This is a genomic window from Candidatus Methylobacter oryzae (assembly GCF_003994235.2).
Taxonomy (GTDB): Bacteria; Pseudomonadota; Gammaproteobacteria; order Methylococcales; family Methylomonadaceae; genus Methylobacter_A; species Methylobacter_A oryzae.
The window spans coordinates 44,850-58,965 of sequence record NZ_RYFG02000099.1 but is presented as its reverse complement, the minus strand read 5'-3'; the positions used below and the strand labels follow the sequence as shown (position 1 = coordinate 58,965).

Genomic DNA, 14,116 nt, shown 5'->3' with positions numbered 1-14,116 from the left:
TGGTTCACTTGTGCTTTGGCGTTTTGAAAACGCGTCAGCCTTATCAACCTGATTATGTGCCTCAGCGTTGACTTTTAAGACGGTATCTACCTGGAAATTTACCGCCGCCGAAGCGGATGGCAACGTGAAAGTTTCAGCGAGAAACAGAGCGTTACGTTAGAATCGATTGATTTGACGTTGGTGGTGGAGGAGGTTTATTCATAAAGTTTTCACTGCCGCTGTCAAACAAGACTTTATCGGTGCTCGCGGACCTGGTGAGGTCTATGAAATATTATGGTGCGCCGGCGAACCGACCGGTTCTACAGTTAACCCATTTCTGAAGCGTATTAATAGCTTCGATTAACTCTGCAATGTAAATTCGCCGCAATAAAACGTAGTGTAATCCAAGACTCTGAGGCCCCCAGATTCCGAAAACTTCATGCTAACCGCCGGGCGTGGATTAAAATGATCAGTACGACGTTGCTCTGACACAAGTAAGCCCAACGGAACGGTGCCCGAAATGTGTTGAGCTTCGAACCTCAGCCCAACACATTTGGTCATCTATCACGTAAACAACGCGGTATCCCATGCCCTAACACGCTATTGCCTTGAAGCTTGGTCGAGCCATTGGAAGCGGTTTTTCAACCAAAATTAGAAAAGCAAGGCAAGGTCGGCTTGCTGTATTGATGCGATCATGCTCTAACTCCCCCAAAGCTCCCACCCGCTACCGCTTCACAGACGGTGACGCCACATTTCCCCGCCACATCTAAGCAACACTACCTATTGTAGCCGCCCGCCTTGTTTGGTTTCATAAAACTAGAGAATAGCTTGAGCTAAACCCATTCGCTTGGGAGCTGGTTTAATTTGCAGTAGCGCTCCGGATTAGGCTGACTCCGATTCCAATTCAACAAGGATAAACCGGCCGAGGGCTATGAGACCAAACACAACACTGTCAAAAAAACAAGGCATGGCCTTGATCTACCAATCGTTTTTCAACACATTGAAAAATTTCATCTTGATAATAGCGAAACTGCAGGTTTCCAACTACACACTCGGCATGATCGGTGCAATCGTTATCCCTACTGCGATAGGGATTATCGGAATTAAAACCTACAAAATTATTTTCGCGCTCTGGCCTGTGACCCGGTCAACATTAGGTTGGGAACCGCCCACTCTTTTCGGCGGCATGCGTATTGTTCTGGTGTCGCCGCTGGCGTTTTATATTGGCGCTTGCTTGGCCGTGTATTTCTTTTTGTGGGGACGATTTATTTATCGGCACTGGTTGAACTGGGCGCTGTTGTTTTTATTGCCGTTAATTGCTTTACCTTTGTTTAAAGGACTTTGGTTTTGGCTCGGCATGGACAGGGAGCAATTAACGGGAATTGAATCGACCTGGACGCACCAAGTGGTCCATGTATATTGGGATGCGCTAACAAACATACAATTCCTGTTTGTGATGTACCGGGACGACATTTCTTTCCTGATCGGATATGCGCTGTTTGCTACGCTTGCGGTTAGTATCACACCTAATCGCTGGCGACGGTTAATGCACTCGCTGTTTATTGGTTTAAGTGTAATTATTTTGGCAGTTGCAGGCTTGGAGCTTGCCCACTATTTAAAGACAGGCCTGAACGGCACTGCTTCGATGTTATTGTATTTTATCAAGAACGCGGGCGATATGTGGTCCATGATGGGCAGCGAATTCAATTGGAAAACTATTGCCGTTATTGCTATCCCGCCTTCTTTAATAGTGCTGAGTCCGGTTTTCGTTCGCTTGACCGTGAAAGATGTTTGGATCAGCAGGCAACAAGACCTGACATTATTCGATGCGGGAAAACTGGTTTGGCCGATATTACTCTTACTTATTCTCGTACCTCACCGCATCGATCAACAGAAGACTATCTCTCAGGAATATGCCCGCCTTAGGGGAAACATAAACCTTAACATTGGTCTGGACCTGCTGTTTCGGCCTACCGACCCAATTGGTACGTTTGAAAAAGGGGAAGCTCTAAGACAAGCTGCAATAAACCTTGAGTTTATTCCGACTGCCAATACGCGGCGCTTGAATGTTGTGATCGTGATGCTGGAGTCTGTGCGCGCCAATGCAACGAGCGTTTATAATCCATCGCTTCGAAATACCCCGTTCATGAATGACTTAAGTAAAAAATCCTTGGTTGCCGACCAAATGTATGCCGTTACGCCAAGGACATCTTCGGCATGGGTCAGTGTCTTGAATGGCGCCTATCCCGGAACCAACTCCGCACTGATGTATTGGTCCAATCAGGAGTCTAAACACCCCACTTTTGCGAGCCTTCCTCGGTTGCTGCGTAAGTCTGGGTATCAATCGGCGTTTTTTACTCCGACACATCTCGCCTACGAAAACGAGGCGCAGTTGCTCTCCAACATAGGCTTCGACAAAATTGCCTCTGAAAAAAACTACAACGGCACGCTCTACGAACATGTCAGTGAGTGGGGTTTTGAAGATAGAGCTATGATCAACCCCATTTTGTCTTGGGTTGATAGCCAACAAGAGGCTAATAGCCCATTCCTGCTGACTGTGATGACCAACGTTGGTCACCAAAACTACAAGATTCCATCAACATGGAACCGGCAGAAATTTACCGACAGTAATAATGAGGAGTACAGCAATTATCTAAATTGCATTGCTTATATAGATGATTTTCTTAAGAGGCTATTTAATGAGTTTCAACGCCGCGGCTTATTCCAAAATACGATATTTTTTATTTTGGGCGATCATGGCGACTCATTTGGCGAGCACGGCACCAAGTTACGCGCGCTGTCGATGTATGAAGAAGCGTTGCATATTCCGATGATAATTTTCGCCCCGTCTCTATTCAGCGATGGAGAATCGATAGTTGGCCCACGGCAACAGGTCGATATTCTGCCGACGATTGCGGACATGCTTGGATTTTCAATAAGAGATCACTCCCTGCCCGGAATCTCGCTACTCAGGGATAATCCGAAAGACCGTGAAATTTACTACGGCAGCGCTCTGGACGAGGTAAGCATCGGGATGCGCAAAGGCTCGCGAAAGTACGTATATAATTTTGATTCGGCGCCTATGGAGGTTTTTGATTTGGAACAAGACCCACTTGAACAACATGATCTTGGCGGCGAAATCAGCGAAGAGGAAGCTCATTCGGTCAAAAATCAGATGCTGATGTGGTATGGGGCTACCAGGGTATCAATGACCGGTTCGCCGTAAAGAGCTCATCTCTACCAACCGCAAGTCATTATATTCAATGAGTTTAGCTATCGCTGATCATTATTTTTTACGGGTGACTACGGGGGAGGCATTATCTAATACCCCAATACCTTTGCAGGCGCTGCACAACTCGATTCCGCTCATGGCTCGGCTGTTCGACAGGCTCACAGCTCGCCATGAATGGAATCGGTAACTAACCCTTCATCCTGAGCATGTCGAAAAACTTAAGCGGCTCATCCTTGGTTTTTTCAAGCTGTTGATTGATTTTTTAAGCGGCTGAGCGGCAAACTCAACACGAACAAAGCACCCTGCCGGCTTTCCGCCAGTTCAATTTTGCCGCCGTAGGCTTTTAATAATGACAGCGTAATTTCCAAGCCCAAACCTGTACCGCCGGCATTTCTGCGCGTGGTAAAAAATGGGGTGAATATTTTGTTACGATTAGCGGCAGAAACCCCGGCGCCATTGTCATGTAAGTTAAGCTGCAAAGTGTTTTCGTAAAAACCGGCGCTAATTTCGAGTTGAGTTGCCGCATGTTGCAAGCTGTTTTCGAACAGGTTGATAAGCACCATTTCCAGCGCATCCGGCGCAATCGCCAACGTTGTATCGGGTAGACCAGTGAAATGCAGTTGCAAGCCGCGTTCTAAATAACGATTTGCTAACCCATCAAGCACAGCATGCAGATCGCTGTGCAGGCGGCTGGGCTCCAACGCATCGGCACGGGCCAGTTCCAGCAGCCGATTAACCAATTGCCTGAGACGTTGGGTATCGGCCAGGATATTCCCGATAAAGCGCTGGCGCTGCTCGACGGGCATGGTGTCCAAATGATCCTGCAACAATTCCAGAGCGCCCTGCATCGAGGTGAGCGGAGTTTTGAACTCATGCGAAACATGGCCGGCAAAACGCCGGATATAATCGCTACGTTCGGCTAAAGCTTGCGACATGCCGGCGAAACTTTCCGAAAGCTGGGCGATTTCATAGGTAACTGGGTTGCTCAGCGGTTCAAGCAATTTTTGCTCGCCTTGCTTGACGCGTTCCGTTTGCTCGATCAGTTCGCGGATCGGGCGCGAAATTGTGGCCGACACCAACAGCACCAGCGCCACAACCAAACCCAGCAGGCAGATAAAAGCAACGAAGACTTTTTTCCTGACTGCAAACAAATGCTTGAGAATATTATCCGGCGTGCGCGAAAGATAAATAACGCCTTGCAGGTGCCGGTTTTCAAGCACCGGAAAAGCGACAAAAACGCGAATATTGGTTCCCCGGCTCATTGAATACAGAGGGGGCGGCGGCTCATCGGAAATACGCTGCCGAATCGCCCCCGCATAATGACCTTCCAAGGCGCGCCGGACTTCCGGGATACCCGCCAACGACAAACCCACTTCATTGCGCCCGGCGATGACCGTGCCGTTCATATCCAGCAGACGGATACCGGACAGCGTGACGTGTTGGCTATCCAACATCACTTGATGCATCAATGCGCCGACTTGTTGAGCCACCTCGTCGGCCGGAATCTGCGCAGCTTGAGCCTCCGGACGCGGCGGCTCAAGCTGGTTGATCAAGTTCAATACCGGCATGACGGGTTCGTAACTACTGGATTCCGGCAACGGCAACGAGGGCAGCATCTTGCCGTAGGTGTTATTTTGATGATCAAAGTTGCGCACATGTTGGCGAAAACTCGCGGACAGCACCGCGGATTGCGAGATTAATTCCCGCTCGGTTTGCTGCACCAGTTCGTTTTCATAAATCCGGAAGAAATACAGGCCTCCGAGCGGCAAACCCAATACCATCAGCATCACAATCAGCAAAATATTCCTGAGCCGGAACAGGCGGCGGTTCAAAACCGGCAACTGGGCGTTTATTGGCATGAGGCGAGCTTGTAACCGACGCCGTGAACGGTTTCTATTACCGCCTCGCAACCTGCATCATTGAGTTTCTGGCGGATGTGGCGGATATGGCTGTCGATGGTGCGATCGCTAACGTAGACATGATTTGCGTAGGCGCTGTTCATAATCGTATCGCGACTAAAAACCCGGTTGGGTTGGCGCATCATCAGTAGCAACATCGCGAACTCTGTGGCTGTAAGATTGATAAGCTGATCGTCCCAGCTGATAAGGTGTTGTTCAACCTGGATAAGCAGTTTGCCGTGCCGCAAACTGCCGGTTTCGATAATCGGTTTTAGCGGGGCATGGGTGCGCTTGAGTATGACGTTGATCCGAGCGACCAGTTCACGCGGACTGAAAGGCTTGGTGACGTAATCATCGCCGCCGATTTCCAGTCCCAATATCCGGTCGATTTCATCGTCGCGCGAAGACAGGAACAAAATCGGCACCTCGGAGGTTTTGCGGATTTCCCGGCACACTTCCAAGCCGTCAAACTCCGGCATGTTGATGTCCAACACGATCAGGTCTACAGCCGCTGCGTTAAATTGTTGCAAAGCCTGGCGCCCGTCTTCTGCCAGTGTGACTATCATTCCCGCTTTTTCCAATGCGAAGTTGATGACCTCGCGAATGTGGGCGTCGTCATCGACTATCAGGATATGTTTGCTCATGGTTTAGTGATTATTTGGTGCTGCAATTATTTTTGTTACTTACAAATGTCACGCAGAGACCTTCCAGGTTTCAGAAACCTGGAAGGTCTAGCCCGCAATGCTCTCAACAGGCGGACGGATAAAGCTGTTGAGTGGCTCGTCCGCTCAAACGAAACTTATGCCCTCTGGGTGTAACTATCAGGTTAACAGCGCACCGGGATCAAGATAAAAGATTTTATTCCAGGCCTGAGCTTTGCCGGCATCGTATTGCCAAAACAACGGCAACAAACTGCGAACGGAAAAGTGCAGATGCGGCGGCTTCCCTTTGGCATTGCCGGTGTTGCCGACCGTCCCGATAATATCACCCATGCTGACCTGCCGTAAAACGCGGGTATCTATCCTTTGCAAATGCGCATAATAATAAAAACGCCATTTCGGCCCCAACACCACTACGCTGTTACCGCCCATGTCGTTAAAACGGGCATAAACCACCAGGCCATTCGTTGCCGCCAAAACGTCCGCGCCTTCCTTGGCGAAAATATCGATACCTTTGTGTGTCCCGGAACGTCCCCAGGGCGAGTACCAAAAAGACGCCGGATTCCAATCGGCGGCGCTTGCACCTGCAACCGGAATGGTATGATTCGCCGGAATCAAATATCCAACGCTAACGACTAATAAGAGAAATACTAATTTTTTCATAACTTTGACTTTCATTTTTGCACTTCCGCCGACATATCTCCCTGCCCTGTCAGCTCATACCAGTCAAAATGGCGTGTCGCCAGCATCAATCCGGCAAGTACGATAAATAACAATAAACTGCCCATTAGTAGCGCGCTTTCTTCAGCTTGAAGAATAACGTACAACGATACATACAATATCGATAAACCGGCTCCAAGAATCAATCCCAACTTGCGACTGCACAAAATCGCGCCGAAATAAAATGTCAGCAAAGCCGTGCTGCAAAACGCTGCAACTCCGTAAGCCAACAGAAATTGAATATGTTCCGAAAGTGAAATCAGCAACAGATAAAATACCAACAGTGCCATGCCGACAAGCGTGTACTGAATCGGATGAACGCGCACTTTTTTCAGTAATTCAAACAGAATTAACGCTACAAAAGTCAAAATAATGAACAGCTCGGCGTATTTGATGCTGCGTTCGGACTGCTGGTAAACATCCACCGGCTGGATCAACTCAAAACCGACAGTGCGTTCCATTAGACTGGAACACTCGCCCTTATGGCAGCGTTCCATCGCATTGCTCACGTCATAAGAAAACGACGAGGCCCGCCACTCCGCAGTAAAGCCCTGATCGGTGATGTTGCGCTGTTCGGGAAGCAAGTCGCCGGTAAAGCTCGGATGAGGCCAGTTAGCCGCCAACCGAACATCGGTATTATTCGACAACAATGCAAAGTTTATCGAACGCATACCATGTAATTCCATATCGAAAGAAAACGGTATTTTGCTTTCGTGTTGCTGCGATAAGTCCGGTACGGCGACGTGCATTCCGGCAACCGTTCCCGGTAAATTGCCGCCCGGTTGAAAAGTGAGTTTTTCTCCGCTCCAGGTCAGGATTGGCGGCGTTGCTATGCCGCGTTGATCGCATACCAATACCGATATTTGCGGTTTTTCCCAGCGGATTTTATAGTCCTTATTCTTGGCGATCAGATCGAGCAAGGGCTGCGTGCTGAACTCGCCGCTCATCTGCACTGTATTGGTATAAACCGGTACGCCGTAAATCCCGCGGTAGCGCAGTGAGCTTTCCAGTTTGCTATTGATGTTCAATTGCTTCGGAATGATGTACAAAACGTCACGTACCGTCATTTCCTTGATAATTTCCGTTTCTTTTTTGTCTGTGCCGATAATTTTTTCTTTGGCGTTGTAAGTAAAATAATAAGGAATCGAAAGCACCGGCCCGGCAACAGTTTGGCTACCCGGCCAGCTTTGTTCGATACTTTGGTAGGCTTGCTGCCGCCAACTTACACGTTCGCTTACCAAACCCAGCATAAAAGACTGCGGCAGCATCAAACATAAAATCAGGAAAAAAATAATGCCCAGCTTGATATAAAAACTTTGTTTCATGATACGTGACTCCCTTGGTTTATGGTCACGGTATACTGTACGCAGCTATTATGCAGATATGGCAAAGGGAATATGAAAAATAACGACGGCGGATGTGCAGATTTAGTGCACTAGCTCTATGACTTGACGTGAATTACCCTAATAGCTTTAATGCCGGTTAGAGACAAGGTGGTCGGCAGCCATGACGACCGTTTTTATAGGATGTGGAAGTATTTTAATGTCTTGTACGAGCGTGTTTCGGTCACGTGAGAATCAGCTCCGGTAAATCATTTTATCTAAAATACTGTGTCCGGCAGTTATGCCTCGGTTCGATGAGCGGCCGTTCACGATAATGCTTAATCGGAATATAAGCTTTGCTCGATACTATCAACTTTAAAACAATGCTAACTCAACGGAGAGAAAAAAACATGCAGCAAAAAACGATTTTAACGCTCTGTGCGTCGCTGGCCATTTCAGCAACGCTTATCAACGATGCCGATGCCGCAAATTGGAAAGAGGTGCTTAATGCTGTGAATAGCAGTGTTAATGGTCAGCCGAATAACACCGGCCAAGCTTTGCTGCAGCAAGGCCAGCAAACTGTTAATAAGGCCCAGCCACTGCAAGCCGGTAGCCTGACTGACTTATTAATGCAGCGAACAGGTGTGACGCAAGCCCAGGCAATGGGAGGCGCTGGCGCTCTATTTCAAATCGCGAAAACAAAAATGCAGGCCGATGCGTTTGCCCAACTGGAACGGTCGGTGCCTGGTATGCAAGGGATGCTTGGAGCTGCGCCGGTACTATCGCAACCGACCGGTGGTTTGGCAGGCCGTTTGTCATCAATAGCCGGCGCTTCGGGCGGAACCGTGGGAAACTTGATTTCGGCAGCTTCCGCTTTCGAACAGCAAGGCATGTCGCCAGCGATGATTCAACAATTTGTTCCGGTGGTAATTGATTATGTTAGAGCTCAAGGTAACGACGCATTGGTCAATACGTTGAGCACGGCATTAATCGGACGTTGAGAGAGTATTTTTCTAAGCTGATCCCGTACTGTCATCCCGATAACGCTCGCCGGGATGACAGTTATACAAACACTTTAGTAACAAGAAAATTACTTGCCCGACACGTCCTTATGTCTTCTTATACCCAAAGGGCATAAGTTTCGTTTGAGCACGAGCCGCTCAACTCAGCTTTATAAACTTAAGAGTTTTCCTAGTAGGCATCATGTTATTGTTCAGCCCCAATCAAGTGTTAAGAATAACTTTCAGTTTTTTACCTGGCGTAAGCGAATTGCTGACTGCGGGCGAATTCCATTTACGCAGATCGGCGATTGAGACATTAAACTTACGGGAAATTTGCGCAAGTGAGTCGCCTTGCTTAACCGTATAACTAATCGAGCGGATCCCGGTTGTTGATGAAGCTGCGGCCTGTTGATTGGCTGCTTTAATCGTCAACTTCTGGCCTAAAACCAATGCCGCTTGGGCAGGAATTTTGTTCCAAGTTCGGATGTCATTAACGCTAACCGAAAATTTTTGCGCGACATTCCAGAATGTGTCGCCCTGTTTTACGACGTAAACTTGCGCATTTCCAGGTTTGTTGGCAACTTTGGCCGTCAATTGAACATCCGGCGATTTTTGTGCTGCAGCAGGCATTTTTAACAGCATGCCCGAATGGATGGAATTACTGGTTAAATGATTAGCCTGACGGATTGATTGCGGAGTTGTATTATTCTTCTCCGCAATAGATGCGAGACTCTCGCCAGCCTTAACTTTATGTTGGTTGGCACGTGCGGTCTGGATCTCGTCATGGCGCATATGCTCCATGATTTCGGCTTGATAACGCTTGAAATCAACCCGCTCATCATAAGGCAATTGTGCCAAGTTTTCTTTGAACGTTTGCGCCTTGTCGACAGGGATCAACAAGTGATGCGGCCCTTGCGGCGCGGTACTTGAGTGATTAAAGCCGGGATTTAATTTTAAAAATTCGTTAAGCGGGGTATTAGCTAACTCGGCAGCTTTGTTTAAATCGAGTTGGGATTTTGCGTCAACAAGTTCGCAATAAGGTTTGTTGGGAATATATTGTAAATCAATATTGTATTTGTCAGCGTTGGCAAATATTCTAGCAACTGCCAGCAAGCGCGGCACATAGTCGGCCGTTTCTTTAGGAAGGTCTAACGACCAGTAGTCGGTTGGCAGATTGAGATTTTCATTTTTTTCGATAGCTTTCCTTACATTACCTTTGCCGTAATTATAGGAGGCCAAGGCAAGATGCCAATCTCCGTCGAAAGTCTCTCCCAGATGTTTCAGAAATGAAGTTGCTGCTTTGGTTGAGGTATAAACATCACGGCGGCCATCGTACCACTCGTTCTGTTGAAGACCATACAAACGGCCGGTAGCCGGTATAAATTGCCAAAGTCCTGAGGCATCGCTTTTTGAATAGGCTTCGGGCAGAAAAGCGCTCTCAACAATAGGTAATAATGCCAGTTCGCCCGGAATATTTTTGGCTTCGATTTCGTCTAAGATAAGATGCAAGTAAGGTTCTGCGCGTTGCTGAACTCTGGCAAGATAGCCCGGATGACGTAAATACCAGTTCAGTTCGCGGTTAATTCGTTCATTTTCAATTTCAGGTAACGAATATAAAGATATTAACCGTTCCCAAACCGTATTCTTGTATTTTGTCGATACAGTATATTTTTGTTTACCGAACGGATGAAGAGCATGTCTCACATAGCTGTTATCCGTTTCTGAGCTGGCGGGTGGTCTATCGTTAAAAGAGTCTTTTGAGGTTGTAGAGCAGCCTGTTGCGATTAAAAAGATCAATACTAATAAAAATTTAATTGATCTGTTAAAGTTAACATCCATCATCTAAGCCTTTTAAGAATGAAGTTTATTATTAAGATGTTATCATTATAGCTTGTTTTTATTGAAAATCATTACAATAAGATTGTGTAGAATCCGGATATGAAGCGTAATTTCCTATTTGCCTGGTATCAAACACCTAGAGGCAAGCTGCTGCAACAGCTTGAGGCCGACTATTTGCAACGCTCTATTACCGTCAGTTGCAAACAGACTATTTTGCAAGTCGGTGGCTTAGGCTGGGAAAGTGAATTTATCGATTGCTCTTTATATAAAAACTTTACTATTCTTGATGCAAAAAGCTTGGGTTGCCCCAATGCAAGAAAAATACAAGCTAAAGCATACAGCTTACCGTTACAAAGCAACTCTGTAGATATGATTATAATTCCGCATTTATTGGAGTTTGACGCCTTTCGCTTTCAAACTATGCGAGAAGTGGAACGTGTTCTAAAACCGGAAGGCGTATTTGTTGTGCTGAACTTTAATCCTTGGAGTTTATGGGTTAGATACCAATACTTCTGGGATAAAAAAATGGCCGATTCATGGGGAGGCCACTTTATTTCCCGCTCAAGGATTTTAGATTGGCTAAAGTTATTAAATTTTGAAGTAACCACATCGTCGGAGTTTTATCTGGATACAGTAAAATCGACTCATGGAAAATTCATAACCCGTGGTCAATCGTTTACATCGACAGCTTATGCCATTAAAGCGATCAAGCGCCGTTATAATCTGATTCCGTTGACACCGGTAAACGCACTGAATCCTCGATTGATTCTGACAAACTCGCTTAACTCACCCACTACACAGCTAAACGAACATGAATGATGCCGTTATTATTTATACCGATGGCGCCTGCAGAGGCAACCCCGGACCAGGCGGCTGGGGAGCGATACTGAGCTATAAAGGCAATGTTAAGGAACTATACGGCGGTGATCTAGAGACAACCAACAACCGCATGGAATTGATGGCAGCCATTCAAGCATTGGAAGCCTTAACCAAACCTTGCTCTGTGCGGATGAACGTCGATTCAAAATACGTACTGCAAGGCATTACCGAATGGATGATTAACTGGAAAAAACGCGGTTGGAAAACAGCTTCCAAAATGCCGGTTAAAAATGAAGACTTATGGCGCCGGCTGGACACTGCGATTCAACGACACACTATCGAATGGACATGGATAAAAGGCCATTCAGGCGATATAAACAATGATAGGGCCGATGAATTGGCTAATCTCGGCATTGACTCATTAAAGAACGAACAACGAGTGACCTAGCGGTTAAAAACTGTTGGTTATTTTTAGACTGCCGTCTTGGTTTTTTGGCTAGACCCGGACTCTAATTCGACAATCAAGCACTTGCAATTTCTCCACAGTTCCTGTGCATAACTCTGTGCATAAGCTATCTATAACATCATTTAGACTCGATAAAACTTGTCTCTCAGTCAAATTGGAGTATTTTTATACAAGTCCTTATTTCATTAATATCAGCGCGTTACCGTTACAAGAGACTAATAGGATAATCTTCTCAAACTGGGACTCATCGTTTATCACAATTAAGCCAATCTGTGTATAAATAATAACATTCAGAAAGCCATAAAGTGTTTAACTTAATTCGGCTTAATTCAGCTTTTAACCTCACCTAAGCCCAACAAACCAGGCAAAACACATTTATATCGGTGACTTACTAAATTTTGCGGCTAAATGATCTCGATTACGATTGGAATTTTGCCGTTATTTCCAAGATAGCAGGAAGAAATAAGGCAAGAAATTTTGCTTTTAAGAAGTCAACTTCGACCTTGAATTGATGATTTGTATCATGCCAACCGCAATAAAAATACTCCCTTGGCAAGGTACTTAATTTGCATATATAAAGATATCACCTCAAAACTTTACTCAATTTATGCCGTAACCAGTTTTTAATACAAAATTAAGAACGTCTATAAATATCACGTCTTCTTTAAATGTAAAATATAACTGGTCACGTCTTTAAAATAGACTAAACAGCGATACCTACTTGTAAGGCATCAAACCAATCTAAAAACCGTTTGACGTCATCGCCTTTAAACATTCGCCCATGCTGTGGAGCCAAAATATCAATATCTAGATTTCTTACACGCTCAATCCAGACTCGTTTCGCTTGATTTGAGGGCATCCACCGTTGATGCCAAAAACGCATTTTTTCAACATGTGCGGCGAAATTGTCTACAAACACTGGGGTATCAGGCCCTTCGATAGCGGCACCGACATCACCTGTCATCAGAATTTTAGCTTGAGGATCATAGACATGAAAGTTTCCTGACGAGTGTAAATAATGGGCAGGAATAAGCTGTAGCTCTACAGATTCTAACTTAATCGTTCCACCATTATCCGGAATGGGTACATATTCTATGGATTCACAACTGTAATGCCGCAAGAAACCTTCCCAAATAGCCGGCGCATGAAGCTTGGCATTAGTTAAAGCCTGATCCCATAAACCTAATGACGAAATCACATCCGGATCCTGATGCGAAGCAAATAAATCGGTTATTTGATCCACCGGGGCATGGTGCAACACTGCGGCCATCATTGGAGCAAACAGCTCGGCACCGCCTGGATCCAAAAGCAAACAGCGATTCGGTGTGCGTACTACATATTGATTAGTGTCGATTATATTATTAGGTTTACCTTCATCCCTTCCAAACATAATCCATTGATGCGATCCTTCGTATATTTTGGTCATTTTCATGAAAAAACTAGCCTCCTAAGGTTAGCAGCTATTCAGCTATTGCGATAAATGGATAATGCGATCCTGCAACGTTGCACATTATCATGAATAGTATGTGCAGCTTTATCCACACTTTCGGCAACTGCCTGCAGGCTTTGCAAATATTCACCTGCCTGTGATGCTTCAATTCTTGAGTTTGCAGCGATAACTCGTGCGGCGCGTGCATGATGCATTACCGCTTCCAGTTGACCCAATAACTGCGAAACATCCCGCTTAAACTGCCTTTGGCAATCTTGCATTGAAAGTTTTGCTTGATTCACAGGCTCCTGCATGGATTTGGCATAAGTAGCATCTCCAGCCATTTTTGTGGCTAACTCAAACTTATTATAGGCGGCTGTTTTTTGGAACTCATCGACTGTTAATCGATATAACACTAACGCGTAAATGTTGATATTAGTAACCAGCTCAATGGTTTCTTTGGCCAGCTCATTAATAAAGTCAGTAATTGGCTGAAATCCTTTTGCTTTATCCCCAGCTCTAAATGCAATAGCCTTTGCATTGGCTGCAGCTAATGATATTTCCTTAGCCACCACCATGACTGCGCTTAACTCCGAGGTAATTGAAGCTACTGCAATAAATTGTGATTTAGTCTGATTGGTCATATTGAATTACACGGCATGAAATGTAACGTTTTTAAAATTCTGCATCTGGCATAATACGCGGCACTTATCCTAGATGATAAGCTGTTATATGTAATACCCGCATAAGAA

Annotated in this window: 11 protein-coding genes; 4 read left to right on the top strand and 7 right to left on the bottom strand. The window is 45.9% G+C overall.

Features of this window, described 5'->3' with window-relative positions:
• Nucleotides 1–910 precede the first annotated feature (910 nt).
• On the top strand, nt 911–3,205 hold the full coding sequence (locus EKO24_RS12225) for an LTA synthase family protein (protein WP_127029260.1): 2,295 nt from the start codon (nt 911–913) through the stop codon (nt 3,203–3,205).
• Between the two features lie 248 nt (nt 3,206–3,453).
• Here the strand turns inward: EKO24_RS12225 and EKO24_RS12220 are convergent, their stop codons facing one another.
• The 4 genes from EKO24_RS12220 to creD all read right to left on the bottom strand — a co-directional run bounded on the left by EKO24_RS12220 (nt 3,454) and on the right by creD (nt 7,813).
• Entirely contained in the window at nt 3,454–5,070 is a 1,617-nt protein-coding gene (locus EKO24_RS12220; RefSeq protein ID WP_127029259.1) for a sensor histidine kinase, read from the bottom strand.
• Nucleotides 5,061–5,753, bottom strand: coding sequence for a response regulator transcription factor (locus tag EKO24_RS12215; RefSeq protein ID WP_127029258.1), 693 nt, complete (start codon nt 5,751–5,753; stop codon nt 5,061–5,063). Before EKO24_RS12215 ends, EKO24_RS12220 begins: the two co-directional genes overlap by 10 nt.
• 177 nt (nt 5,754–5,930) lie before the next feature.
• Entirely contained in the window at nt 5,931–6,431 is a 501-nt protein-coding gene (locus EKO24_RS12210) for a M23 family metallopeptidase (RefSeq protein ID WP_241674497.1), read from the bottom strand.
• Between the two features lie 11 nt (nt 6,432–6,442).
• Nucleotides 6,443–7,813, bottom strand: coding sequence for a cell envelope integrity protein CreD (gene creD / locus EKO24_RS12205; RefSeq protein WP_127029256.1), 1,371 nt, complete (start codon nt 7,811–7,813; stop codon nt 6,443–6,445).
• Between the two features lie 407 nt (nt 7,814–8,220).
• Here creD and EKO24_RS12200 point away from each other — a divergent pair, with 407 nt between their 5' ends.
• Nucleotides 8,221–8,811: a DUF2780 domain-containing protein gene (locus tag EKO24_RS12200; protein WP_127029255.1), complete on the top strand. Its 591-nt coding sequence runs from the start codon at nt 8,221–8,223 to the stop codon at nt 8,809–8,811.
• 222 nt (nt 8,812–9,033) lie between these two features.
• On the opposite strand, the gene EKO24_RS12195 is transcribed toward EKO24_RS12200, so the two are convergent.
• Entirely contained in the window at nt 9,034–10,650 is a 1,617-nt protein-coding gene (locus EKO24_RS12195) for a lytic transglycosylase (protein ID WP_127029262.1), read from the bottom strand.
• Nucleotides 10,651–10,749: 99 nt separating this feature from the next.
• Here EKO24_RS12195 and EKO24_RS12190 point away from each other — a divergent pair, with 99 nt between their 5' ends.
• Together EKO24_RS12190 and rnhA are read left to right on the top strand one after the other, a co-directional pair.
• On the top strand, nt 10,750–11,469 hold the full coding sequence (locus EKO24_RS12190; protein WP_127029254.1) for a class I SAM-dependent methyltransferase: 720 nt from the start codon (nt 10,750–10,752) through the stop codon (nt 11,467–11,469).
• Nucleotides 11,462–11,917 (top strand): ribonuclease HI, encoded by a 456-nt coding sequence (gene rnhA, locus EKO24_RS12185; RefSeq protein WP_127029253.1) that lies wholly within the window; start codon nt 11,462–11,464, stop codon nt 11,915–11,917. The genes EKO24_RS12190 and rnhA overlap by 8 nt, the downstream gene beginning before the upstream one ends.
• A 721-nt stretch (nt 11,918–12,638) precedes the next feature.
• Here rnhA and EKO24_RS12180 read toward each other — a convergent pair.
• Complete coding sequence (locus EKO24_RS12180) at nt 12,639–13,367, bottom strand: oxygen-binding di-iron domain-containing protein (RefSeq protein WP_127029252.1); 729 nt, start codon at nt 13,365–13,367, stop codon at nt 12,639–12,641.
• 32 nt (nt 13,368–13,399) lie between these two features.
• Nucleotides 13,400–14,008 carry a chemotaxis protein gene (locus EKO24_RS12175; protein WP_127029251.1) on the bottom strand — a complete coding sequence of 203 codons (609 nt, stop codon included), beginning with the start codon at nt 14,006–14,008 and terminating at the stop codon, nt 13,400–13,402.
• Nucleotides 14,009–14,116 lie beyond the last annotated feature (108 nt).

Bases quoted from the DNA above. Each gene is read 5' to 3' on its own strand.
- EKO24_RS12225 (WP_127029260.1), top strand. From the start codon at position 911: ATGAGACCAAACACAACACTGTCAAAAAAACAAGGCATGGCCTTGATC.
- EKO24_RS12220 (WP_127029259.1), bottom strand. From the start codon at position 5,070: ATGCCAATAAACGCCCAGTTGCCGGTTTTGAACCGCCGCCTGTTCCGG.
- EKO24_RS12215 (WP_127029258.1), bottom strand. From the start codon at position 5,753: ATGAGCAAACATATCCTGATAGTCGATGACGACGCCCACATTCGCGAG.
- EKO24_RS12210 (WP_241674497.1), bottom strand. From the start codon at position 6,431: ATGAAAAAATTAGTATTTCTCTTATTAGTCGTTAGCGTTGGATATTTG.
- creD (WP_127029256.1), bottom strand. From the start codon at position 7,813: ATGAAACAAAGTTTTTATATCAAGCTGGGCATTATTTTTTTCCTGATT.
- EKO24_RS12200 (WP_127029255.1), top strand. From the start codon at position 8,221: ATGCAGCAAAAAACGATTTTAACGCTCTGTGCGTCGCTGGCCATTTCA.
- EKO24_RS12195 (WP_127029262.1), bottom strand. From the start codon at position 10,650: ATGGATGTTAACTTTAACAGATCAATTAAATTTTTATTAGTATTGATC.
- EKO24_RS12190 (WP_127029254.1), top strand. From the start codon at position 10,750: ATGAAGCGTAATTTCCTATTTGCCTGGTATCAAACACCTAGAGGCAAG.
- rnhA (WP_127029253.1), top strand. From the start codon at position 11,462: ATGAATGATGCCGTTATTATTTATACCGATGGCGCCTGCAGAGGCAAC.
- EKO24_RS12180 (WP_127029252.1), bottom strand. From the start codon at position 13,367: ATGAAAATGACCAAAATATACGAAGGATCGCATCAATGGATTATGTTT.
- EKO24_RS12175 (WP_127029251.1), bottom strand. From the start codon at position 14,008: ATGACCAATCAGACTAAATCACAATTTATTGCAGTAGCTTCAATTACC.